Consider the following 23072-nt stretch of genomic DNA (forward strand, 5'->3'; position numbering starts at 1 on the left):
GGTTGCCGGGAGACTGGGTGTGAACACGAGTTCCCTTTATGATTATGTCTAGCGATATGAAGGCCAAACGGATGACGTTGTTGTCTCCGCAGACGCATTGATGTCCATACGGCTAAAGGCGGAACTACGGTGCATCACTTAGGAGTGCAACATCTTTAAGAAGGCCACAACGTCATTCTTCGCGCCCAGAGCACAGCGAAGGATTACTCTCGAGGTACGGTGGAGTACGCCTTAATGAAGCTGCACCACAAAGAGTTTTCGATGCGAGCCATTTGGCGTGTACTCGGGGTTCATGCGAACGGCTTTTATGCGTGGCTAAAGCCTGGATTGTGATGACAGGCTAAGCGCACTCGCCGCCTGATGGGCCTTATCAATCCGTCCTGGCAGGGGATCGGTTGCATATATGGCTACAGTCCTGCTTAGCTTGGGCGAGCATTGCGCGGCCCACTCGGTAGCCAAGCTCGTGCTAGGTGCAGGATTACGTGCTTGAAACGGCGATAGATACCGTCTGGGAAAGCATGGCTTCAAGCCCACGATTGTCGCAGCTAATCAGGTATAGAAGGACTTTAAGGTTGATACAGCTGACACTGTCTGGGGTGAGCCTGCCCACCATCGGCACTAGGGTGGCGAACGAGACATTACCTATGTTCGAACGTATAAAGGCTGGCCCTATCTGGCCGCCGTCATCGAACTGTACTCCCGCAAAGATGTCGGCTGCTCGACGCATTCGCGGCTACAAACATCGCCGGACTTGAGTTCTCTGCTAATGGTTGCTTGGCGCCGTAAGCCAACTGATGCGCTCAAAGTCCAGGCCGTTCAAGGTTCACAGTAAACCAGCCATGGGCGCGTGGAGTTCCTGACGGTTCACAATCTGAAAACCAGAATGAGCCAGCGTGGGAACTGCTATGAGCTCACAACCTGCCCGAAGGGGTGCAGTAGTGTGGCAGAAAATTATTTCCTTCAGCTCAAAACCGAGCGGATCAGGCGGAAAACATACGAATCTCGTAAACAATGCTGTCATGGCATGTTCCATTAAATCGAGGTTTTCTCGTGGCCGCCCTTTGGGTACAACCCAAAACGACTGCATGCTAACCACGGCAAGCGGTCAGCCGTTGAATTTGAGGTGATGGCAAAGTGATATAGCGAAGCGTCCACAAAACTAGGGGCGCATCACGGCGGTCTGAACAGCGATTAGCAGCCTTTTTATGCTCTTACACGCCGGCTCGCCATAAAATCATGTTCAGGTCTAAAGGGTGTCCTAGGCGTCCTTTTCGGTGCCCAAAAGAACGAGCCGAAACATAACAGCGAAAGAGCAGATATCTTTTGAAGATATTCTATAAGTAGCCCTATCGTCCGGCTGCCCTAGTCAATTTTGTCAAATCCATCTGGCCTTTAAGATAAAAAAAACGCCTCAAATGAGGCGTTTTCTTAAAATTTGAACTTCAGACACACAACTAAGGACTTGTGGGGTTATCGGCACCATCGGATGCTATTGCTACGACCATGCCAGTAACGACAGCAGCCGCAAACAATTGACCTATAAGGGCAGATGAAAGCCCCCCACCGATTTCCTGAGAGTAAAACTCACTGTCACCTATAACGAGCGCGCTGTCGCAACGATCTTCCGATGTTTTCACCAAAACGCTCTGCTCGGCCAAGAGGTCAACAGCGCAGCCATTCGCAAGAGTTACGCTTGCGGACCCACCTTCTAGAGTCATTACAACGTCACCATCTAAAACAGCGCTTGAGTTTTGCGCTACCGAGAACTCACCTGACCGTTTAATGATCACATTACCGCTGACTAAACCAACGTGAGATGAGCCCTGCATCAATGCTGGTGCAGGCTGTTGCTGAGCGAATGCCGGTGACACGGTCATGGCACTCAAAAATGCTGCTGAAAGTAGTGTTTCTTTAAAAGAAAACATGATGGCGGTAGACCTTTCGATTAGATTTCCTATGTGGTATACCTTTATTCCTTCGGCAATGCAACTCCAAAATATCGAGCAAAGGAATTTTGATGAACAAAATTCAAGAATGTCATCTTGAACGGTTTGGATCTACCCATGCATTGCTCGTCAGCCTCTTCTTCGCTGGCTACTTTTTATTGGGTGGATGTCTTTCCACGACTGAGCCACAATCTCGATTAGCCAGTCCAGCTTTCGAAAATGATCTGAGCGCCCCCGCGGAGGTCGCCGATAGATCCCAGTCCGCGTCTTCGGACTCTGTTGCATTTTTGACCTTCTATAGCCACGAATTTGGTGAATACTTTCCACATGCCTTTGTGGAACTCAAAGCTGACGTCGCTAATCCGAATGGGACCCAAGAATTATTTGGTTTTACCGCAAAAAAAATCTCCCCAGCGATCTTAATAGGTTCGGTGAAGGGTGAGGTCCGCACACCCGAACCTGGCCTTGTTCGTAATTCAAACCCTCACTTCACCGTTGCGCTCACCTCTGCTCAGCTGGAACAGGTTTGGTTGGTTCGGAAGAGGTGGAGCGATGGCGAGGGCAGTCGTTACAGCTTGAACACACGAAACTGCGTGCATTTCGTGGATGAAATTGCTGAATCTATTGGCCTGACCGTCAACCGTGACAGTAAGAACTTTAAGCGACCTAAGCGTTTTTTAGAAGAAGTTGCAGCCCTTAACCCAACGCTTAACCTCAACGAAACTACCGCTCTTGCGTTTACCGGGCGCTCGGAGATGTCATACCGGACATTGATCGCAACAGATTAATGAGGCTGCGCCAACTCTTACAAAACCAAAGTCGTATCTTCTGTGCATTACTGTTTGTGGTTTGCGCTATTCCAACATCAACGCAAGCTCAGCCTGCCCCTGAGTCCTTCAGACGCAGCGCCCTTAAAGAGTTAGAACAAAGTATTGCTCCGTCTCCTCGTGCTGTTCTCGAGGAGACGCTAGACACCGTCATGCGGCGCCTTGCCGATGGCGCAGGACCTGATTGCGCAAATCGCTGGCGCCGCCCTGGGTTTAAAACACATAGGCTTTCAGATTATCGTCACGCGCAGACAGGCGCCATGCTGGCGATTTTCCCTAAACTTGGCCCAGAGCCGCAAATATGGCGGATCGAAGATCCCGACCTCGCAAAACTCCTCCAGGCTGGGGATAAGATAATCGGCAGCAATGGGCGCGCCCTGGCCCACACTGATATTGATCTACAAATTCAGCTTGCCTTGGGCCGTTTGACGGTCGCCCGCGTGGACGAGGAGTTTACAATTCCTTATGACATTCCTTTGGAGTGTTATCGCCCCATTCACGTCACGGACGAAAGACAGCGGGTGGCGCGGACGCGGGTCGACGGGATTGAAATCAGCCATGGTTTGATCGAGTTTACACGCAATGAGCATGAGCTCGCTTTTGTTATGGCACACGAACTGTCCCATATGATCTTGGGCCATCCACAAATGATTGCGGAGGGTCAAGCAAACGGATCCATTAATCGACGCAAGAGACGGATCATGGAATTAGACGCCGACAGTGCGGCAGCGATTATTTTAGCAAGGAGTGGATTCGATCCTGCGGCGTCGTATCAGTTTATTTCCCGATTGACGACGCTTCACGAGATTAGTTTTATGAGCTTGTCTAATCATCCGTCCAGAAAGTCACGGTTGCGCAATCTAGACGGGACCTTGGAGGCGATTGTACGATTGAAGGCGCTTAACAAAATTGAAACAACCAGCCCTCGCGGCTTTGTCAATAGGACCCATTCCACCCGCTAGGCCCAGCGTGGCGCCACTCTTGGAACTCGGTGTCCAAATTGGAGGTTTTTCCAAATTAGAGGCTATAAAGATTGGACCACTCAAACCATCCACCTCATAAACGCCGAGCTCTAACTAAGCATGTGGACCTTCGGACGGGGGCGGGTCATGTCTACGACAGAGAATCCGAAGTTTACCGGTCGCTGTGGTTCAGAATGTAGATATGTTGGAACTGGTGGAACAGTTGTTTCGGAACGCACTGTTGCAGAATTGCGGGGCAAACCCTGCATCGCGTTTGTATATCGTGGGCCACAGCACAAAGTTATGACCCTAACACGGTCGATTGACAGCCGACGCTCGACATCGACACCTTCTTGGAAGCCCTGACCGCTCATGCGACCCGTGCAGCGGTAAAGCTCAGACAACTTAGTCTTGTGGTAGGATCGCTGACAGCCTTTTAAAACACGTCCCGTTTTCGAACGGATAAGCCCAACCACCGCGTCAGTCGAACGACACGCCTCATACCCATGTCGAATGACACATTTGATCTGGTGAGCGCTGCATTGCGTGTGCAGAAACGGCATGGAAACGTGAATTGGAGCTCAATCAGGGGAAATACAATTGTGCAAAGACGGGGGTGATGCTAGATGATCTTTAGCCCATCGCAGACCTCCCCATGATGCTGTTCGATCCTGTCGAAACACGGTCCCCTGAATTGATAATCGCTCTTGATGCCGTGAACGGTCGATACAGGAAGAAGAGCCTCGTATTGGCCCGCAAAGGGTTCAAGAAACCGACAACCATGCGGCAGGAACATCTGCCCCCTAGATACACAACGCGGATATCGGATGTGCCTTTGATCCGTGAGTGGTTTGCGCGCAAACCTTAGAAAAATACGGCGTTGCGGCTAAGTCGTAACAGCAATGTATAATAAAGCTTGATTTGACATCATGGAATCATTGTCAGTCCCTGGCCCCAACGCCCCCGAACCACCCGCCATGTAGGCTCAGCGTCCATATACCGGACAAGAACCTAGATTGTGGTATTTAATGGATAATAGAAAATCCGGTACAAAAAATTTTATTCTAAATCAATGGTATTTCAAGAAAAATCCGGACGGGCTGGCAGTGAGGACGACCGCATTTGCACCACTAATTGAACCAGCGCGTCCAATCTACGAAGGGATTCATTGAGCGTAATATGTTTTTGCGCCTGCGAGGGGTGTAAATAAGAAAGAGACAGTGTGGGGCTTTGATAAAAATCGGGCGTCTATGACATGTTTTGGTTCCAACAGATAGGATAAAACGATGTCAGAATATGGCTTGCGCCTCTAAATGCAAGGATGCTCTTTTTCTTCGCCCCGTAAAGCGAGCCCATTAATCCGTATTTCTAGGCTCGCGATTTTTACGTAGGCGGGGGTATATGATGGCGACCAGGCGATGGATCGCGAGAATTTAAGACGCGTCCGTTTCAGCCGGCGTTCAAACTTTGCCCGCTTGTTGAATGGTTGCTTGAGTCCGCATTTGTCGATAAGTACGCGATGAAATTTCCCTTAAATGTCACGTTTCTTATGCTGCTATCCATTGTTGTCCCGACCTATGGAGCGCCCCAGCGCTTAGCTGCGCTCGCGTCGCGTATTAAGGAATCTGTGAACTCAATTACGGGCGTTGATTACGAGCTTATTCTCGTCAATGACGCGTGTCCGCAGGGATCATGGGAGGTTATTCTGAACATTATCGCCACGGACCCCAAGGTAAAAGCCTTGAACCTCTCCAGAAACTTCGGACAACATTACGCGATAACAGCCGGACTTGATGTCTCCAAAGGGGATTGGGTCGTCGTCATGGACTGTGACCTGCAGGACCTCCCCGAAGAAATTCCGGCGTTATTTAACGCCGCACAAGAAGGCTATGACATTATATTTGCGAGCCGAGAGGACCGTCAGGACAGCGCGTTCAAAAAACTAGGGTCATCCGTTTTTTACAAAATCCTGTCCTACGCGACCGACACGCATCAGACCTCGCGGGTTGCAAATTTCGGCATTTATAGTCGCAAAGTGATTGATGCCCTGCTCCGCTTTAATGAACAGCTGCGCTTCTTGCCCGTCAATGCCCGCTGGCTTGGGTTCAAAACAAAAGAATTAACGGTTAGCCATGCGGCGCGTGAGGAAGGAAAGTCATCTTATAGTCTCACGAAGTTAGTGCGGCTGGCCTTTGATGTTATTTTCAGTTTTTCTAATAAACCCATGGGTATGCTGTTGAAAATCGGCTTTTCCATTGCCGTTCTGTCGGTCTTTGTCGCGTTAACGTTCGTGCTTCGCTACTTCTTCATTGATGTGCCCGTTCAAGGGTGGACCGGCATTATGGTGTCCTTGTGGTTTATGTTCGGTTGTCTTTTATTCGCAATTGGCGTTGTCGGTGTCTATGTTGCGAAAGCCTTTGATGAGGCGAAGCAGCGTCCGATTTATATCGTCGATGAAATTCTCACCTATAATGACATGAATGCCAACTGATTATGGGCTATTTTTATATTGCGGGCTGTATTGCCTTTACCGTCTACGGCCAGATTGTCCTGAAATGGCGGATGAACCAAAATCTGGATATGCCCGATTCAACATTTGGCAAAATTATCCGGCTCGTCACGTTGATCTTGACTGACCCTTGGATATTTAGCGGACTGACCGCCGCCTTTGTCGCCTCATTATTTTGGATGATGGCAATGACGAAGTTCCAAATTTCCTACGCTTACCCGTTTATGAGCTCTGCGTTTGTTTTGGTTTTGCTGATTTCCGTCCCCCTCTTTGGGGAGACGCTCAATGCGGCTAAGCTCGGCGGAACAGCGCTCATCATCTTGGGGATCATTGTGCTCTCTCGCGGTTACGCCGCGTAAGGCTCTGATCGCCGGACCGCAATCAGGTGGTTCGGCTCGGGGCCGTCCAGCCGTCGAAAAAATCAACCAATGTGTCACCTTCGGCGGCTTCCAATCGGGTCTGACGTGCATAGCCGATATCCCAGTAAACATCCGATAAAGCATGGCGGATGCCGTTATTCTTAAGCCGATGACGGAAATTCACGATCAATCGGCGTGTCATGCCCTCCGTCGGGACTGCCGGAATATTATGACCCATGATGCGCTGAAGAATGACGTAAGATCGGCCGTGCCCCTCCATCAACTTGCTGAGATATTTCAACTTTAGCCGGGGCGCCGTAATATGGTGTCGAAGTTGCAAGTCCGGTCGATAAGCGACCGGGAACCCCAAAAGGGCGCTCATCCGCGATAAAAGCGAATCTTCCCCTGATAATAATTGTCCGTCAGTTCGGCCCAAGCCAGCCGCAGAAGCGACATTATTGACGAAATCACAATAGAGTTGACCGACTTCGCGGCGGACCACAATCCCCGCGCCAATGGGTTCATGCTCGCCCCATTCATGGCCTTCACCCGTCCGTTCAATGAGACCGATATTGCGCACACCGAGATGCGGGAGCAGCGACTTTTTAAACCAGCCGGCACGGCCTTCTAAGACGCCATGGCAAATTCCGCCAAACACACCGAGGTTGGGCTCCATTGCAGCAATCGCCAGTACGGTTTCAAGATAGGCCGGGTTAATCTCATTATCATCATCGATAAAACAAACGCGGTCAGCCCGCGCCGTCTCAAACCCACACACCCGCCCGAACGTCAGGCCTTGACGCATTTCCACAACGAGCTTGATCTCTCTACCGGCGAGACGTTCCAGCCGCGCCTTATCCAAAGGGGGTTTTGAATTATTGTCGACGATGATTAATTCATAGCGTGACGTGTCCAGAGTCTGGGATGCCAGTGCCCGCAACGACCGAACCAATAGGTCTGGCCGCGGACTATAGGTACACATAATTACGGATAATTCTGGTTTCGCGTTTGGTTTAGGCATCCGCATATCCTTCCGTCCACGATCCGTAAGCCCACGGCCGTTTAGGGTCGATAGCGCTAAGCATTCCGAGCTCTCGCACTTGATCGACGTCTCCAGTCTTCAAAGCGAGCAACTTAAAGCCCTCCCCGTCGGACTTATATATATATTGCGGATCATCCAAGCCCGGCATCCCGGCAGGGTCGCGCGGCACTTCGTCTAAATAGGACGACACCAGTCCGGGGATCCACTCCTCAGGTGGAAGGCGGTTACGGCCAATTCCAAACCACACATCTTCAGTTGTCGGATAATGACCCATATCCGCGAAATAGGCGTGCAGGGCCGCTGTGATCGACTCAAGGTCTGACAATCGACGATCCAGTAAGGCTTGAGGCTCTACAAGGGTCGGTTCGGTTAGAGGCTCATTCTCGGCGTTCCCTACCAAAGGCGCCAGCTCGCGCTTATTGCGGCCTCCCAAGACAATTTCACGTTGATAAAATTCAATCGCGTCTTCGCAAGCGCCGTCAAAAATGATGGCGCCTCGGTGCAGGATAATGCCGCGCTGACAGACCCGTCTCAGAATCCCGGGATTATGCGTGGCAATCACAAGCGATCCGCTACTCTCTACAAGGCCGACCATTCGCTCTTCTGCGACGGACCGGAAAGCTTTGTCGCCCGCCGATAGCCATTCATCCATGATCAAATTATCCGCTGGAAAACTTGTCGCAATCGCGAATGCCAATCGCATCCGCATGCCAGACGAGTAAACTTTCATTTTCAATTCGAGGAATGTGCCGAGTTGAGAGAACTCTAATATCTCGGGAATACGGCTTTCAATTTGCGCGCTATTGTACCCCAGTAGGCGTCCCCGCACCCAAATATTATCCCGGCCAGAGGCGTCATTATCGAAGCCCAAATGCAAATCCAACATGGACGAAACCCGTCCGCGAATGCGTACTTCGCCTTCATGTGGATAGTAAATTCCACACAATGTACGGAGCAATGTCGTTTTTCCAGATCCGTTTTCGCCCATGATACCAACGCGTTCGCCTTGGCCGATACGGAAAGAAACATTATTGAGTGCGGTCAGACTTCTGACACGCGCCCCCTTTGTCACCAAGGTTCCGCCCCGCGTCTTTGCCGTATTTTTATCTGCTCGGACCGATTGTCCATGCAGCAACGGGAAATGAACCGAAACATGTTCGAATACGATTTTGTTGCTTGATGTCTGAGAGAATTCGGACGTCATAACTAAATCCAGTACGCCAATTTCTTCATGGAATATTTGAATGCGAATAACGTCAATACAATTGTAATGGCCGTCATACCTATACACGCGTAATAGTTCACCGCTGTCGGGTAATTACCGAGAAGGGGCGCGCGGACAATTTCCAAGAAATGATAGAACGGATTAAAATTCATCAGGAAAGCATATTCTCCTAACCGCCTTGCATCCCAAAAAATAGGCGTCAGGAAAAATGCAAATCGCAGCGCCGATTGGATTAAACCATTCATATCACGCGACCGTGTGGCCACAATGCCTGCCAGCAAACTTGCTGACAGCAGAAAGAGAAGCAGAAGCATAAAGCCTGGAATTGCGAGCAACATGATCATGTGCGGCCCCATTTTCAGGAGCGCATACATCCCGATCACGACCGTGCACTGGTAGAAAAATATCAGAAGATGTTTGAGATTAATCCGGAATATAAAGAAAGAAAACGGTAGCTTGACCTGCTTCAAATAGACTTGGTTGGCTGGGAACACGCCAGCGCCATCGCTAATTATGCCGTTTATTATATTCCACACGGTCAAACCGACAGCAACATAAGGCAGGTACTCACGCAGATCTGTACCCAGTATCTTTGAGTACATCACGGCGAGACCACTCACGATCAACAGGTGCATAATAATGAACCAGAGCGACCCAAGCGCCGCCCCACTAAAGCGGCCCCGCAGATCACGCGTGGCGAATTGCGCCCATAGTGGTGTCCGCGACAGGCCGTCTTTTATATCTGAAAGAACGTCCTGAAATGTCGACGGCCCAGAACTATAGACAATCTGCTTTTGCAAATTCGATTCGACAGTTAGGCTTGCATTAGATTCAGAGACGGTGGGCAAGTTTATTCTCGTTTAGGAAATCAACAAATCGATCATAGAGCACACGATATTGCGTATTGGTCGCGGACCAATCATAGTTTTTGAGATGGAACGCGCCCTTAGGGTTGCGAATATCAAAGCGTGGCGCATTAAACAAATCGGCCATTTCCTCAACCCGGCGATCGTGACAGGCAAACAAGGCGGGAACGCCTTGGCTAAGGGCCATGATGTTTCCGTGTAAACGGGTTCCAGCCATGAGAGAAAGTGACTTCGCGTTCCTCATATATTCGTGGGTTTCGAACGAGAAGAAACTATCTTCTACCACTGCCCGACGCGCGCGTGCGGGTAAGCCTGAATAAATATGATCGACCTGCTGCTCGAGAAGTTTTGTGTCATAGGGCTCAATCTTGCAGTCCAAAAGACTCCAAGGCTCATGGGACACATCCGCAAATGGATGGAGGACAGGCTCTTCGCCTTTCGTCAACTGCATACGGGTCGTGGTTCGCGGACCGACAGACAGACAATCGCGGGCAATGATGTGCCGCTGCAAGACAACTTCGCCGCCTTGGCAAATTGGAATGAACGCTTTGGCTTTTTTTCCGAGCTGGCTCATCGCTTCCGTTTGAAACGCGTCAAGTTCGGGCCGTGAACCCATGTTCGTAATCGTCCACCCGACCCGATCAAAAGAGGGGCTCGCGATTTTATGATCGCGATTGAGGGACCAAAAGAGACTCGGGCACCCCACAACACGCGTGTTGGTAATACCATAGCGCGACAATAAATCAGCCGATTGCTCACCGCGGACTTGGCTTGATACGCACCGTTCATGCAAAGCTTTAAGCGAGGCGACATCCGCCTCTTCTAGATGCGGGGTTTCCTCCAAACCAAACTGCAAACCCAAACTCATAAAAATGATCGGGATTTTGATCCGCTTTTCAATGAAGCGCGCAGGAAGGTACTTGCCAAAGAACCCAGGAAAGAGACAGTTTTGCGCGACGAAAATAATCGCGTCGCAATGTTCGTTCACATAGTCAAAATAATGTTCTGGCGCTTCGTGCGTGAGGACACAAAAATCTTCCACATCCAAAATGCGAGCCAGCGCCAGCGACACAAAATTATCACCGACGTTGAACGGAGGCTTCCCGAAAAATGGGTGAGCTTCCGCTTCGCCCGGACGTTTGGCGTAATTGACCGGCTTTCCGTCCAACAAAGAATGTCGGCGAAAAATTGCGAGACGTGGCTTGCGTGTCGGCGCTTCAGCCTCACCCTGTTTTTCTGGAGAGACCAAGCGACTCGTTGCACGCTGCACGCCCAATTCCACTCTGCGCTTCATACGACGCACCGACACCGCATTTAACTTTGAGGCATCAGCGTTCATACTCACGACTGCGCGTAATCAGCCGTGAAGTAACCCCAAGCCCAACAACGTCCACCGCCCATACGCTTCGGATCGGCTTTCGCCATATCGGTCGCGGTCAGGAGATTGCAATCAGGCGCTTGGTTCACGATTAGCTTATAGCCCGTCCCATTTGATTTATAGAGATAGATCGAAGACTTCGTGGCGAGTTTTGTTTCCGGGTCTGTGGGAACAGCGGCCAAGTAACTTGGCACCAAACTGGGCAACCATTCGCTATTCTTCGCCCTAGGCGTCGGTGACACAGACGCCCAGCCATCAGCTTGAGTAACAGGGTAACTCCCATTGTCAGCATGATACGCCTGCAAAGCGTCATTGATCTTTTTCAGATCCATTTTGCGCTGATTGAAGTTCCGCTGCTCAGGCGTGAGCTCAACTTGGGCCACCGGCTCAACATCAGCAATCGGCTCTACGGCAACATTCTGCGTCCTATCCGCGCGGGATTTTGTATCGTCACCAGAACACGCGGACAGCGCGAAAGCAGCAATGATTGCGAGTGATATATGCGTTGTATGAGACATAAGTTTATCCTTAATATTTCCATGATTAATAATCGATGATCATCATGAGAATGCAATCCATAGCCTGTTAGCTGTCGAGGGTGTCCAATGCGCAGGCTGTATCAACCATGCTGTCGATCCGTGCTGTGCCTCGCAAGCCAAAACGCTTGGACAAACGATAATATTGCGACCGCTGTAAGGCGATTGCATTATCAGACATTTTATTGAATTCCTCTGACAAAATCCGTCTTCTCAGAGCCAATTCCCGATATTTTGTGATCAGGTCGTCTTTCGATAATTTGGCAAGCGCATCTTCCGTCATCGGGAGAGTTAAAGCCCCACTCTTTAGCGCTTCAATATCTTGAATCGCGAGAACGCCGACTCTGCGTTTGTCGCCATCCTTAATACGAAGCTGTAGCCGCCATGCGAGATCGTTTAATGCCGTCAGGGCTTCATTCGTAAATCCCTGCAAAACATCTAACCGCTTTGCGCTCAATGACTTTCGTCCGGAGCGTAAAGCTTGAAACTCACCTCGCAAGGTCTGCAACGTAAACCGCGCAGATTCGAGTTTTCCTAAACTTCTGGCGATCAATAAATCTTCGCCACAGGATTCAATCACTGAGGCTTCAGGCATCATAGCGCCCTGTTGGACAGACGGTTTATCTTGTCGTGAGGTCATGTCAGATATTCAGTCCGTGAGGTTACACTATCAACATGATACTATGTTGCGTGTTGCGCGCTACATCAAGCCAACATTTCATTGGCAAGATCATCTTCCGCAGCATCAGGTTCCGATACAGCTTTTCTACGCTGTAGGCTCACATCCAAGGATGCTTCCTCACTGCCGACTTGGCGGATAGCCGAGGGTGACACCGTCGACGGCATAACAATGCTGCTGCCGTTTAGGCCGATGTGATAGGCGCCATTCTCATAATATGAAACTGAGAGATAGACGCCGTGTGTCGCAGACGCGGCTGGCGTGTTTAAGACCACGCCTCTTTTCCAATCTCCTTTGACAAGTTCATTGACTGTGACGGACCGGCCGTCATTTTCAACGCCAAGATAGAGTTTATACTCTCCGTCCCAGTCCTCAAGATTGGCATAAAAATCGGACCCGGCGGCCGCTGATATCGTGATCAAATCTCCCGCGCTGAAAGGACTCGGTGAAACTTCACAGTGTACATTATAGGTCATGGGCGCCACTAAAAAGTTGGATATTGACACGATTGTCAAGACGCGACACTTTCGCATGCGTCGCCAGTGCGTTCAAGGTTTATTGTTTGTCATAAATTGAAAAAACCAGGACTTTTTCCGAGGCACATCCAGCCCTAACCTGTCGTCCAAGTCAGGCCGCGTTCTTGGCGGGAAGCAAAATTCCAATTGTAAAGATTAAGGTTTCGGACCCCGTAACGCTTACGCAGTAACCAGAGCGAAACTCGAAACCAGAACTTTGATCGCATACTCATATTTTCCGCGTCGTAATAACCCTTCAGGTCGTAACGCTTGTAGAGACGCATATATACTTTTGCCAATTTGCCGTTGTGAGGGCCGTAATCCGCAACGATTTTAAACATTTCGTCAGCGATTTTTCGTCCGCCCGTCGAGGTCAAGTTACTGTCGGAGAAATAGTAAATCGAAGTGACAGAGGGTAGCGAGGTAAAGACCGCGCCCGCCGCCTTGAATTTGCACCAAAGCTCCCAGTCGAACGCATAACGCAATCGGTTGCTGACCGGACCAATCGACTTATGCAAGCTCGCACGCCACAATGTCGACGGCTGCTCAATCGTGTTTTTGATAAACAAGTCATCGTAATATTTAGGGTCAGGTTGGGTCCGGACTTCCGTGCCATCGTCAAAAACTCGGAGGCAGCCCGACGTAACCACGTCGGCATCAGGGCGACGCAAAAATTCGCGCGCTAAGCGCCGTAAAGCCCCCGGCCGCAAGGAATCATCCGCGCAAAGCCACCCGTAGATCTCTCCATCGGCTTGATCGAAGCCCTTATTGATCGCATCGACCTGCCCCTTATCGGGCTCACTGATCCAATAATCGATCATGTCTTGGTAATCTTCAAGCACCTCAATGGTCCCATCCTCAGAATGACCATCGATGACGATGATCTGCAGGTTTGGGTACTTCTGATCTTTCAGGCTTTCGAGCGTACGCGGAAGCGTTTCCGCCGCTCGAAAACAGGGAACGACCATCGAAATACGCGGCAAATCTTCGACCGCAACATCATCCGCCCAGTCCCGCCGCACACGTTTTTTGATCGCCGGGGTGGCGTCTGGTGCAGGGGCTTTTATCGGGTCTGAATGAGCCGATGGCGGCTGCGATAAAGAGGCCACGTGAAGTGGTTTTTGAGAGAGCTTTTCAGTCATGGCGACGTCGGTCTATTTTAAGCGGCTTTGGTTTCTGCCGCCAAATCGGCACTCATATGTAGCAAATGCTCACTTGGCTGCAAACCTTTGGACTCGAAGGCTTCGCGGAGCGCTTTCGCAATTCGGACCCGGTTCTCATCAAATGCATCCGCGTCGAACTGAACGTGGCCCAACATCTCCTCGAAGGTTGCCCCCTCGACACAATGTTTTGCATCCAAATATGGCAAGCACATCGTCTTGACCAATTCCGACGTCCGCGCATCATGGGTAATCACGATACCGGGTACATCAGCCGCAAGCGCCGCCATATTGCCGTGAAGTCGCGTGCCGATACAAATATCAAAAGGCCTGACCCCTGCCATCCATGTATCCACATCCCAAAAAATACGGGCGCGATCCTTCATATAGTCAAAGAAGCTTTCGAGCGATGATTCAGGATCCAGAATACTCCGGAATGACAAGGCCGCTGATAGTTTGACCTCCTCAAAGCGCCGCATGCAAAATGCGACTGTATCCAGACCACCGGATTGTTGAATATAGATTCCGTTCATGCGCTTCGTATGGTCAAAGAGAACCCGTTCGATATCGAGCTTGTAGCTATGCATAATTTCGAAGGGGCTGGCCGCTGTAAACGCCAGTTTCACTGCGCCCGTATCGCGCATTTTGACAATAGCAGAATCGATCTTCTTTTGGACGGTTTGACCCAGCGTTTTATTCGGATTGATCAGCAATGACGGACAGCCCAAAGGCAGAGTTTTAGGAAGCCCAAAAGCTGCGCAAACATCTTTAGAAAACTCACCCCGAACCGTGATGAGAGTCGACGTCTCTATCAGACAGCGCGCCAATTCTTGCAGTTCCGGCGTATCCAGCATCTTTTGCATGAACTCGTCACCAACACCGTCGATTTTCGGTGCTTGCGCACCCAATCCAAGCAGTACGGATGGCAGGCCTGTCCCGTTAATATAGGCGACCAAGCCGGACCAATCGGCGCCAATGCGGAAATGGTTCGCCGACGGCACGATCAGGTGACTAGCGCCAGAGGTCGCGCCTGTATTTGTATAGGCAATCCCTGACTCGCCAACAAAGACATGCTCACCCCCTAAAAGGCGGTCCGCCGCATATTGAAACATAAAATTGCCGGAGTTTTCACCCGCAATCTTCAACAGCTTTTGAGTCGACAAGGTCGCAGGCGCATCAATCCCACCCGCCGTTGATAGAAAAAGATATTTAGGACTGTTCAAGAGAAAAGCTCCGTGAATACGCGGCGATCAACATCGCACAGTTGATAAAGTCGCCTATTTTGAAGACTAATGCCCCACTAAGTCGAAACACACGCTTTGACAAACTCTTTAGACGCTAAGTTCAATTTACGGTATAGAACCCGTTTCTTTTATCTGCGAATTCGGGCAATTTTAAGACGGTCCTGAATTCGGATTTCTGCGAGTGTGTATTTTTTGACTCGCGCTGCAGAGGGGATTTTGAAGCGGTTTGGCGGTAATTTCCATCAATTCTGAGCCTTGTCTTTTTCGTAAAACGAGGTTGCACAGGCAGGGGCGCTTGAATATTGCACCCCTGCAGTTTTGCGCCTTTCTATGACTTACCAACGCTTTGATATCCCGGGTTCCGCCCTGCTCCATCCCGACACGCGTGAAGGCTTTCGCGGGTATTTCATGGAGACGTTTCGCTATAACCTATTTATGGCACCCACTCCGGACCTCGGCATTCATTGGGGGGCGCCCCGCTCAAACATTCATCTATCGGACCACGATACGAAAACTCCGGCCATTGCCGACTTCGTCAGTCCATTCGAGATCAGTAAGAAGGATTTATGATGAGACTATTAATTACGGGAGGCTGCGGCTTCATCGGGTCCTTTGTTGTCCGTAAGGCCATTGAGCAGGGCCATCACGTCATCAATCTGGATGCGCTGACCTATGCCGCGAACCCGGCAAATCTAGCGGATCTTGAAGGTCGCGCGGATTATGACTTCACGAAAGTCGATATTCGCGATGCCGATGCCGTCACGCAAGCGTTTCAAACCTACGACCCGGATTGCGTCATGCATTTGGCGGCGGAATCGCATGTCGATCGATCCATTGAAGGTCCGGCTGACTTTATCGAGACCAATGTTGTTGGCACGCTCAACCTCTTGCAAGCGGCCCGTCAACATTACGCTGGGCTGAGCCCAACCCGTCAGGCGCAATTCAAATTTCATCACATCTCGACCGATGAGGTTTACGGCGATTTGGACGTCGATAATCCAGCCTTCACAGAGACAACGGCCTATGATCCGTCATCGCCCTATTCGGCGTCCAAAGCGTCCTCTGATCACCTTGTCCGAGCGTGGCACCGCACATTCGGCTTACCCGTTGTTTTGACGAATTGTTCGAACAATTACGGCCCCATGCAGTTTCCGGAGAAACTGATCCCTGTCGTTATCCTGAAAGCACTGCACAGCGATCCGATTCCGGTTTATGGCACAGGTGAGAATATTCGCGACTGGCTTTATGTCGAAGATCACGCCGAAGCCCTGCTGCTAGTGCTTACAAATGGCAAATCCGGCCGGACGTATAATATTGGCGGCAATAATGAGCGTACCAATATCGAGCTTGTCCGCACACTCTGCGCGATCATGGACACCCACAGCCCGACAGGCCGTAAAGACCATGCGGAGCTAATTACCTATGTCAAAGACCGCCCGGGTCATGACCGCCGCTATGCGGTCAATGCGGATCGTATTCGCGACGAATTGGGTTGGACGCCATCCGTGTCCTGGAATGAGGGGTTCGAGCAAACAGCGCTTTGGTATTTGCAGAATGAGGATTGGTGGCGACCACTCGTTAAATCCGGACAGTTCGGGCAGCGCCTCGGTGAAGACGACGCTTAAAATCACGCCTCAGCGCGGCGTCATGTAACCAGATCATTTCCTAATTTAATTCAAAGGGCAGGACCACTATTATGAACGGGCGCAAAGTTTTAGTTGTCGGCGGGGCTGGCTATATTGGATCACATATTTGTAAGGCCTTGGCCGCGCGAGGCGACACGCCTATCGTTTTCGACAATCTGTCATCCGGCCATGAACATGCCGTGCAATGGGGGCCACTGCATCGCGGAGATATTCGCAACGCTGCCGATATTGATGCCGCCTTTGCTAATCATAAACCCGACGCCGTCATCCACTTTGCCGCCTGTATCGAAGTCGGCGAAGGGGAGATCGAGCCGCTGCGATTTTGGGACAATAATGTCGGTGGTGTGATTTCGCTGCTGCAAGCCATGAAACGCGCCAACGTCAATACGCTTGTCTTTTCATCGACATGCGCGACCTATGGCGAACCTGAAACCCTGCCTTTGACAGAATCCGAGCCCCAAACACCCGTCAGCGTTTACGGACGAACCAAATTGGCGGTCGAAACGCTTTTGTCCGATGTCAGCAAAGCGGAAGATCTGTCCTACGCTGCGCTCCGCTATTTCAACGCATCCGGCGCGAGCCCCGACGGCGAAATCGGTGAGGAACATGATCCGGAATCCCACCTGATCCCCAATGCGTTGAAAGCGGCGGCGGGCCTGAGCGGGCGGATGAAACTGTTTGGCACTGACTACCCGACACGCGACGGCACATGTGTGCGGGATTATATCCATGTCAGCGATCTCGCGGTGGCGCATCTGGCCGCGTTAGATCGGCTATTGTCCGGAAACGACAGTTTCGTCTGCAATCTCGGCAGTGGAACTGGCTTCACGGTGCGCGAAATCCTCGACGCGGTCGAACGTGTGACCGGCAACCCTGTGCCCTGTGATGAGCATCCGCGACGCCCGGGCGATGCGCCGACTTTGCTCGCCGACACGTCAACAGCAGAACGCCTGTTGGGTTTTAAAACTGTGCGCTCCACACCCGATCTGGTGATCGGGGATGCTTGGGCCTTTCACCGCCGCGTTTGGGGACTGGACGATAACACTTAGCGCTTATCGCCACCTTTCCCTCTTTCCATTTGAGCCGGCGATGGGCATGGGCCATGCTCTATGACGTCGTCGCCGCATATCAAATCGCCAACGCCGGACTTCGCCTTTGTCGTCCCGGTCGGGCCCGGCCCTCATCCTTGGCTGCGACACTCCTTGCGATCATTAGCGGCACAATCGTCGATTGTCGCAGTCGCTATTTGTGCCGTTGAGGATTCCCCGGATTTACAGGACGTTCTTACGGAATTTAGCGACATTATCCGCTACATCAGGATCGGCCCAGATGGCGGACAAAGCGATGCAATCAATGAAGGTTGGTCTGCCATTCACGCCCGCTATTATGGCTGGTTAAATGACGACGATATCCTGCACCCCGACGCGACGTCCCGCGCCATGCATGCGTTCACACAAACAGACGCCGACGTCGTGCATGGCCACACCCATATTCTGGACCATGAAACAATCCGTTTCGGGTATGGCGGAGACGCTGTTGGCCCTGCTTTGATGCGCGACAATATTTTGGCGCAACCCTCGACCTTTATCGCGCGCGCAGCACTGTTAGCAGTGGACCTCGACACACCGGGAACCCTCACCATTCCCGTTGACCCAGACCGGCATTTCACGATGGATTGGGATTTGTGGCAGAGGCTTTATCTGTCTGGCGCAAAATTTCAGGCTATTCCAGACACGTTGTCGATTACGCGTTGGTATGATGGCACAAAGACGGCTGCGCCGGGGCTACGCAAGTACAAAGAATATTTTAGTCTGATGAAGCGCGGCGGTTTTGGTCCGCGCGCCGTCTGGGCTATGATCAATATCGCTTTGCATAATGGCGCGACTTATGGACGGGCGCGGGCGCAGTTCAGCACAATAAAATCTGGTTTGTTACGCGTGAAAACCCAGACAGCAACCGTCACAACGGCGCCTACCTTGGATGTCTTTCATTACGAGGACCACCCCGTCTTCTTAATGACGCCAAATGAGCCAGTCCTCGCGCCGGGTGAAAGCCGTCAGCTCGCGCTTGACGCGATCAGCTTTGGCGCGCCGCCGCTTTAAGCGCGCGACTGCGTAAGCATTGCCGTCGCGTCAGGACGTGTCACAACTGGAATTGCGGTCAGCAAATGATAGAGCATGGATGCCGGAACACGGTCGCCCATCGGCGCGCGCGAAGCATCCACTTTATCGATCCAACCCGCATCGCCACTTCGCGACAGATAGCAATCAATAATGGTCGAGAGCAGCGGATCAATCGCGGCGTTTTTCCCAAATGTTGCCAAACAGCGCAACCGTTCCAACTGCGGCCACAAGCGGTAAGTTGGCTCCGCCGCGCCCGCGACATCCATGACCAAACCGTCCGCTTCGACAAATGCTTCACTTCGCACAAACAAAGCGCGGGCGTCCTCTCCCAAGCTCGCATCAGACAGCGCATCTGCCGCACAGAAAAGAAGATAGGCCCATTCAAAACAATGGCCCGGCTCAACCCAGCCGGCGCCCGCGACACTGAAATCAACGTCGCGTTCTTCGGCGATCAACCCTGTGCCCGGCAGGATGAAATGCGCGCGACAAAGCGCGACAATCTCTTGAATTCGCGCGAGGGCCATCGGGGCGTTGGTCACGGAATATTGCAACAATGACGCCTCCAATAAATGCATGTGCGGGTTCGCCAACTTCGGTCCAGAACGGCCCGCTTGCGTGTGATACCCGCCATGATCCGTATCGCGGAAACGGTCATCGATCAGTCCGAACGCGCAATCTGCCAGATCTGCGCCTCCGTGAATATTCAGCGCGCGCAGTTCTGACCCGGCGAGCGCGACAAACGCATGATCATAAAGCTTAGCCTCCGCTTTAAGGGGGGCGCCTTTGGCGTCTATCTTGCTCGCAAATCCAGCCCTGTCACATTTGCTGACGGTGAGTAGTGTGTTTGCCCCTGTCTCCAACAGCGCGCCGAGCGTGTCGCCCCCGTCAAATCCCAAGCGTTGTGCGCGGGCAAAGGTAAAGAGCTGTCGCGGCGCGACACGACCCCGACGCGGCACGTCCGGCATGGGCTGTGTGTCCGCATCCAGACATTCAACAAAAACGCCAACGTCCGGATCACCCGCGACGGAGAGCCAATGCGGAAGAACCGTGTCAAAAAGCCAGCGGTCCGCCCAAGCCCTGACCGGAGTCAGAGCGGCTGTGTCTGCGGAAGGGGTAAGCATGTTCGTCATATTAGCGCCAATTTAACGAGACAGATTATAATTTATTGTTCCCAGATTATATTTTTTGATCGAACGCACCGACTTCCGGATAGTCGGCCAGTCGCCGTTCAATATCCCGGAACAGTCCGACCGTATTCTCTTTGGCCGTTGGGCTTTCAACTACGATGACCAAGTTCGGTGTATTCGAGCTGGCCCGGATCAAACCCCAACTGCCATCCTCCAATGTAAAACGGACGCCATTGACCGTGTTCACATCGACAATCCGTTGGCCGATAATTGTGTTTCCGGCATCGGCGTCGGCTTTCACGCCCGCAATCAAGCGGTCCACGACGCCGTATTTTTCTTCATCCGCGCAATGCGGGCTCATCGTCGGGGTGCCGTAGGTTGTCGGTAACGCCCGGCGTAAGTCCGCGAACGACTTCCCCGGATTACGGTCGAGCATTTGCAGGATTGCGACGGCGGAGACGAGTCCGCAATCATAGCCGCGCCCGATTGGCGCGTTGAAAAAATAATGGCCTGATTTTTCAAACCCAACCAACGCGTTCAGCTCATTCACCCGGCGTTTGATATAACTATGACCGGTTTTATAATAATCCGTCTTTGCGCCGTTGGCCTGCAAAACCGGGTCGGTGTGATAGAGACCCGTCGATTTCACATCGACGACAAATTGCGCATTCTCATGAATGGCCGACAAATCACGGGCGAGCATAACGCCGACTTTATCCGCAAAAATCTCTTCGCCCTCATCATCGACGACACCGCAGCGATCGCCATCACCGTCAAAACCGAGCGCCAGTTCCGCGCCGTGCTCTTTGACCGCGTCGCGCATCGCATGGAGCATCTTCATCGACTCCGGGTTCGGGTTATAGTGAGGGAAAGTGTAATCCAGATCGCATTCAACCGGAACAACCTCAGCACCAATACGTTTTAGTAACTCCGGTGCAAACGCGCCCGCTGTGCCGTTACCGCAAGCGGCAACAACGCGGATGGGGCGGGAGAGTTTCACACCAGCTGCGACGTCAGCGATGTAGGCTTCGCGCACGCCTTCGACAAATTCGTAGGACCCACCGTGGCGGGCTTTGGTCTCGCCGTTCAACACGATGGCTTTCAAACGCGCCATCTCATCCGGCCCAAAGGTCAGTGGCGCTTCGATGCCCATCTTCACGCCGGTCCAACCGTTTGAGTTATGCGATGCCGTAACCATTGCGACGCCTGCCGCTTTTAAGTGAAACTGCGCGAAATACGCCATCGGTGACAGGGCCAAGCCAATGTCCAAAACTTTAATGCCGGCATTCATCAGACCCGCAATGAGCGTCATCTTAATGCTGAGAGAATAGTGACGGAAATCATGACCCACGGCGATCACAGGATCGACACCGCGTTCATGCATAAGGGTACCCAGCCCCTCCCCAAGCGCCCGTACGCCATAGAGGTTTAACTCTGGGTCTTTTTCATGGCCCGCCCCACCAAACCACCAACGCGCATCATATTCGCGAAAGCCTGTCGGCTTTACGAGCGATGTCGTTTCAAAATCATAGGAATTTGGCGCAATTTTCGCCTCTGGTGAACGCGACATTAAACTTCATTTCACTGAGAGTGGATGTAATTGGGCTCATACTAGGGTCTAAAACTGAAAAGGTGTAGCCGTTATTTTCGGGCTATTTGAACCCTTCAGTCTATTGATTTTCATCAAGGAAATAAGCAATTTGGTCAACTCATTTTGCCTTCCGGCCTTAATGTTCCGGATAATTTTGGTTGGGTTCGGCGATAGATAGCCCCTAAAAATAACAGCCTCCACAGACTCTTTGACCCGAGCGTCATCCTACTATCTCACGCGATTAACCGAACAAATATTGACGTTCCGTTGCGTGTGAAATTGTAAGACCCACCCTCTTTGCGACAGATGCGGCGCCCCTGTTTCACAACGGGGCTTTGCGTGGAACCGCGAAGAATATACGTTAAATCCAATGGGCCGCTTGATAATATCGTATAAGCTCTCAGAACGCCCTCAGCAGTCATTTAAAGACTGGACCCCCTAATAAGGGCATGCCATCGCGCGACACGGCTTAATAGGAAACCCACATTGTGTGCCCAGCTAAAGTAGATCACCCCTCAAATCGTGGGTATATCATTCCGATTGGCGGAGGTGAGAAGAAGGTCAAGACATCCTCGATCCTTAACCGCTTCGTTGAGCTGTCCGGAGGCCGCAAGGCGCGTATCGTCATCATCCCGACGGCGTCCCGTCTCGAAGATACAGGGGACCGCTACCAAGAAATTTTCACGGAAATCGGCATCGACACAGTCGATATAGTCTCCTTGGATAACCGCGAAGACTGCGAAGACACGGGTAAACTCGCCAAGCTAGAGAATGCGACCGGCATTTTCATGACAGGCGGTGATCAACTTCGGCTCTCGACCATCATCGGCGGAACGTCTGTCGCCAAATTGATGCGTAAAGCGAACGCCGAAGGGGTCCACATTGCCGGCACATCTGCGGGCGCGGCTTTTATTCCCGAACATATGATCGCCTTTGGGCGCGGCGGCGCAACACCAAAAAGTGGCCTGGCGACACTTGCGCCCGGATTAGGCCTCACAAACAAGGTCATCATTGATCAGCATTTTCGCGAGCGGGGCCGATTAGGGCGTCTGCTATCGGCCTTGGCCTATAATCCATTCGCCGTTGGCTTAGGCGTCGATGAAGACACAGCCGCCTTCATTGGCCCGGATAATGTCATCGAAGTTCTCGGGAGCGGTGGATTAACCGTCATTGACCCGACAGATTTGCAGCATTCCTCCATGGCTGACGTGGGTCGTGGAAAACCTGTTTGCTTAATTGGCATAAGGCTGCACATATTATTGGAGGGGGGGCGCTACGATCTCTCCACGCGCGAAGCGAAGCCCGCTTCTGGATAGTGTCCGGACACAGGGCGTTGG

Annotated in this window: 22 protein-coding genes; 10 read left to right on the plus strand and 12 right to left on the minus strand. The window is 51.8% G+C overall.

Annotation, left to right across the window (positions count from 1 at the left end; all coding sequences use genetic code 11):
* Positions 1–1454: 1454 nt before the first annotated feature.
* Positions 1455–1925 carry a hypothetical protein gene (locus IE105_RS02785; protein WP_189495201.1) on the minus strand — a complete coding sequence of 157 codons (471 nt, stop codon included), beginning with the start codon at positions 1923–1925 and terminating at the stop codon, positions 1455–1457.
* A gap of 92 nt (positions 1926–2017) precedes the next feature.
* Here IE105_RS02785 and IE105_RS02790 point away from each other — a divergent pair, with 92 nt between their 5' ends.
* The 5 genes from IE105_RS02790 to IE105_RS02815 all read left to right on the plus strand — a co-directional run bounded on the left by IE105_RS02790 (position 2018) and on the right by IE105_RS02815 (position 6603).
* A complete protein-coding gene (locus tag IE105_RS02790; RefSeq protein ID WP_189495203.1) occupies positions 2018–2734 on the plus strand; it encodes a hypothetical protein in 717 nt (238 codons plus the stop codon).
* A gap of 191 nt (positions 2735–2925) precedes the next feature.
* On the plus strand, positions 2926–3735 hold the full coding sequence (locus IE105_RS02795; protein ID WP_189495205.1) for a M48 family metalloprotease: 810 nt from the start codon (positions 2926–2928) through the stop codon (positions 3733–3735).
* Between the two features lie 655 nt (positions 3736–4390).
* A complete protein-coding gene (locus IE105_RS02800; protein ID WP_189495206.1) occupies positions 4391–4603 on the plus strand; it encodes a DUF4113 domain-containing protein in 213 nt (70 codons plus the stop codon).
* A gap of 651 nt (positions 4604–5254) precedes the next feature.
* The gene (locus IE105_RS02810) at positions 5255–6226 is read left to right on the plus strand and encodes a glycosyltransferase family 2 protein (RefSeq protein ID WP_233353955.1); all 972 of its coding nucleotides are present in this window, start codon (positions 5255–5257) and stop codon (positions 6224–6226) included.
* Between the two features lie 2 nt (positions 6227–6228).
* Entirely contained in the window at positions 6229–6603 is a 375-nt protein-coding gene (locus IE105_RS02815; RefSeq protein ID WP_189495208.1) for an EamA family transporter, read from the plus strand.
* A gap of 22 nt (positions 6604–6625) precedes the next feature.
* Here the strand turns inward: IE105_RS02815 and IE105_RS02820 are convergent, their stop codons facing one another.
* From IE105_RS02820 to IE105_RS02860, 9 genes are all read right to left on the minus strand, one after another.
* Positions 6626–7624 (minus strand): glycosyltransferase, encoded by a 999-nt coding sequence (locus tag IE105_RS02820; protein ID WP_189495210.1) that lies wholly within the window; start codon positions 7622–7624, stop codon positions 6626–6628.
* Entirely contained in the window at positions 7617–8849 is a 1233-nt protein-coding gene (locus IE105_RS02825) for an ATP-binding cassette domain-containing protein (RefSeq protein ID WP_189495212.1), read from the minus strand. Before IE105_RS02825 ends, IE105_RS02820 begins: the two co-directional genes overlap by 8 nt.
* Before the next feature lie 2 nt (positions 8850–8851).
* Entirely contained in the window at positions 8852–9718 is an 867-nt protein-coding gene (locus tag IE105_RS02830) for an ABC transporter permease (protein WP_189495214.1), read from the minus strand.
* Complete coding sequence (locus IE105_RS02835; protein ID WP_233353984.1) at positions 9702–11075, minus strand: polysaccharide pyruvyl transferase family protein; 1374 nt, start codon at positions 11073–11075, stop codon at positions 9702–9704. Before IE105_RS02835 ends, IE105_RS02830 begins: the two co-directional genes overlap by 17 nt.
* 2 nt (positions 11076–11077) lie before the next feature.
* The gene (locus IE105_RS02840; protein ID WP_189495218.1) at positions 11078–11632 is read right to left on the minus strand and encodes a type II secretion system protein GspG; all 555 of its coding nucleotides are present in this window, start codon (positions 11630–11632) and stop codon (positions 11078–11080) included.
* 67 nt (positions 11633–11699) lie between these two features.
* Entirely contained in the window at positions 11700–12290 is a 591-nt protein-coding gene (locus tag IE105_RS02845) for a hypothetical protein (protein ID WP_189495220.1), read from the minus strand.
* A 65-nt stretch (positions 12291–12355) separates the two neighbouring features.
* The gene (locus IE105_RS02850; RefSeq protein WP_189495222.1) at positions 12356–12751 is read right to left on the minus strand and encodes a hypothetical protein; all 396 of its coding nucleotides are present in this window, start codon (positions 12749–12751) and stop codon (positions 12356–12358) included.
* Positions 12752–12939: 188 nt separating this feature from the next.
* Positions 12940–13986 (minus strand): glycosyltransferase family 2 protein, encoded by a 1047-nt coding sequence (locus IE105_RS02855; protein WP_189495224.1) that lies wholly within the window; start codon positions 13984–13986, stop codon positions 12940–12942.
* 17 nt (positions 13987–14003) lie between these two features.
* Positions 14004–15227 (minus strand): polysaccharide pyruvyl transferase family protein, encoded by a 1224-nt coding sequence (locus IE105_RS02860; RefSeq protein ID WP_189495226.1) that lies wholly within the window; start codon positions 15225–15227, stop codon positions 14004–14006.
* A gap of 351 nt (positions 15228–15578) precedes the next feature.
* Between IE105_RS02860 and IE105_RS02865 the strand changes: the two genes are divergently transcribed.
* From IE105_RS02865 to IE105_RS02880, 4 genes are all read left to right on the plus strand, one after another.
* A complete protein-coding gene (locus IE105_RS02865) occupies positions 15579–15818 on the plus strand; it encodes a cupin domain-containing protein (RefSeq protein WP_189495228.1) in 240 nt (79 codons plus the stop codon).
* A complete protein-coding gene (gene rfbB / locus IE105_RS02870; protein WP_189495731.1) occupies positions 15818–16873 on the plus strand; it encodes a dTDP-glucose 4,6-dehydratase in 1056 nt (351 codons plus the stop codon). Before IE105_RS02865 ends, rfbB begins: the two co-directional genes overlap by 1 nt.
* A gap of 71 nt (positions 16874–16944) precedes the next feature.
* On the plus strand, positions 16945–17943 hold the full coding sequence (galE, locus tag IE105_RS02875) for a UDP-glucose 4-epimerase GalE (RefSeq protein ID WP_189495231.1): 999 nt from the start codon (positions 16945–16947) through the stop codon (positions 17941–17943).
* A 60-nt stretch (positions 17944–18003) separates the two neighbouring features.
* On the plus strand, positions 18004–18996 hold the full coding sequence (locus IE105_RS02880; RefSeq protein WP_189495233.1) for a glycosyltransferase: 993 nt from the start codon (positions 18004–18006) through the stop codon (positions 18994–18996).
* Here the strand turns inward: IE105_RS02880 and IE105_RS02885 are convergent.
* Complete coding sequence (locus tag IE105_RS02885) at positions 18993–20147, minus strand: AGE family epimerase/isomerase (protein ID WP_189495235.1); 1155 nt, start codon at positions 20145–20147, stop codon at positions 18993–18995. The two genes, IE105_RS02880 and IE105_RS02885, sit on opposite strands and share 4 nt — an antisense overlap.
* A gap of 46 nt (positions 20148–20193) precedes the next feature.
* Positions 20194–21714, minus strand: a complete 1521-nt coding sequence (locus tag IE105_RS02890; RefSeq protein WP_189495237.1) for a phosphomannomutase/phosphoglucomutase — start codon at positions 21712–21714, stop codon at positions 20194–20196.
* A gap of 509 nt (positions 21715–22223) precedes the next feature.
* Between IE105_RS02890 and IE105_RS02895 the strand changes: the two genes are divergently transcribed.
* Positions 22224–23051 carry a cyanophycinase gene (locus IE105_RS02895; protein WP_189495239.1) on the plus strand — a complete coding sequence of 276 codons (828 nt, stop codon included), beginning with the start codon at positions 22224–22226 and terminating at the stop codon, positions 23049–23051.
* The last annotated feature ends 21 nt before the right edge of the window (positions 23052–23072 follow it).

It is taken from the genome of Algimonas arctica (assembly GCF_014652695.1).
Lineage (GTDB): Bacteria > Pseudomonadota > Alphaproteobacteria > Caulobacterales > Maricaulaceae > Litorimonas > Litorimonas arctica.

Bases quoted from the DNA above. Each gene is read 5' to 3' on its own strand.
- IE105_RS02790 (WP_189495203.1), top strand. From the start codon at position 2,018: ATGAACAAAATTCAAGAATGTCATCTTGAACGGTTTGGATCTACCCAT.
- IE105_RS02815 (WP_189495208.1), top strand. From the start codon at position 6,229: ATGGGCTATTTTTATATTGCGGGCTGTATTGCCTTTACCGTCTACGGC.
- rfbB (WP_189495731.1), top strand. From the start codon at position 15,818: ATGAGACTATTAATTACGGGAGGCTGCGGCTTCATCGGGTCCTTTGTT.
- IE105_RS02865 (WP_189495228.1), top strand. From the start codon at position 15,579: ATGACTTACCAACGCTTTGATATCCCGGGTTCCGCCCTGCTCCATCCC.
- IE105_RS02890 (WP_189495237.1), bottom strand. From the start codon at position 21,714: ATGTCGCGTTCACCAGAGGCGAAAATTGCGCCAAATTCCTATGATTTT.
- IE105_RS02835 (WP_233353984.1), bottom strand. From the start codon at position 11,075: ATGAACGCTGATGCCTCAAAGTTAAATGCGGTGTCGGTGCGTCGTATG.
- IE105_RS02800 (WP_189495206.1), top strand. From the start codon at position 4,391: ATGATGCTGTTCGATCCTGTCGAAACACGGTCCCCTGAATTGATAATC.
- IE105_RS02880 (WP_189495233.1), top strand. From the start codon at position 18,004: ATGACGTCGTCGCCGCATATCAAATCGCCAACGCCGGACTTCGCCTTT.
- IE105_RS02810 (WP_233353955.1), top strand. From the start codon at position 5,255: ATGAAATTTCCCTTAAATGTCACGTTTCTTATGCTGCTATCCATTGTT.
- IE105_RS02885 (WP_189495235.1), bottom strand. From the start codon at position 20,147: ATGACGAACATGCTTACCCCTTCCGCAGACACAGCCGCTCTGACTCCG.
- IE105_RS02795 (WP_189495205.1), top strand. From the start codon at position 2,926: ATGCGGCGCCTTGCCGATGGCGCAGGACCTGATTGCGCAAATCGCTGG.
- IE105_RS02825 (WP_189495212.1), bottom strand. From the start codon at position 8,849: ATGACGTCCGAATTCTCTCAGACATCAAGCAACAAAATCGTATTCGAA.
- IE105_RS02840 (WP_189495218.1), bottom strand. From the start codon at position 11,632: ATGTCTCATACAACGCATATATCACTCGCAATCATTGCTGCTTTCGCG.
- IE105_RS02820 (WP_189495210.1), bottom strand. From the start codon at position 7,624: ATGCCTAAACCAAACGCGAAACCAGAATTATCCGTAATTATGTGTACC.
- galE (WP_189495231.1), top strand. From the start codon at position 16,945: ATGAACGGGCGCAAAGTTTTAGTTGTCGGCGGGGCTGGCTATATTGGA.
- IE105_RS02855 (WP_189495224.1), bottom strand. From the start codon at position 13,986: ATGACTGAAAAGCTCTCTCAAAAACCACTTCACGTGGCCTCTTTATCG.
- IE105_RS02785 (WP_189495201.1), bottom strand. From the start codon at position 1,925: ATGTTTTCTTTTAAAGAAACACTACTTTCAGCAGCATTTTTGAGTGCC.
- IE105_RS02845 (WP_189495220.1), bottom strand. From the start codon at position 12,290: ATGACCTCACGACAAGATAAACCGTCTGTCCAACAGGGCGCTATGATG.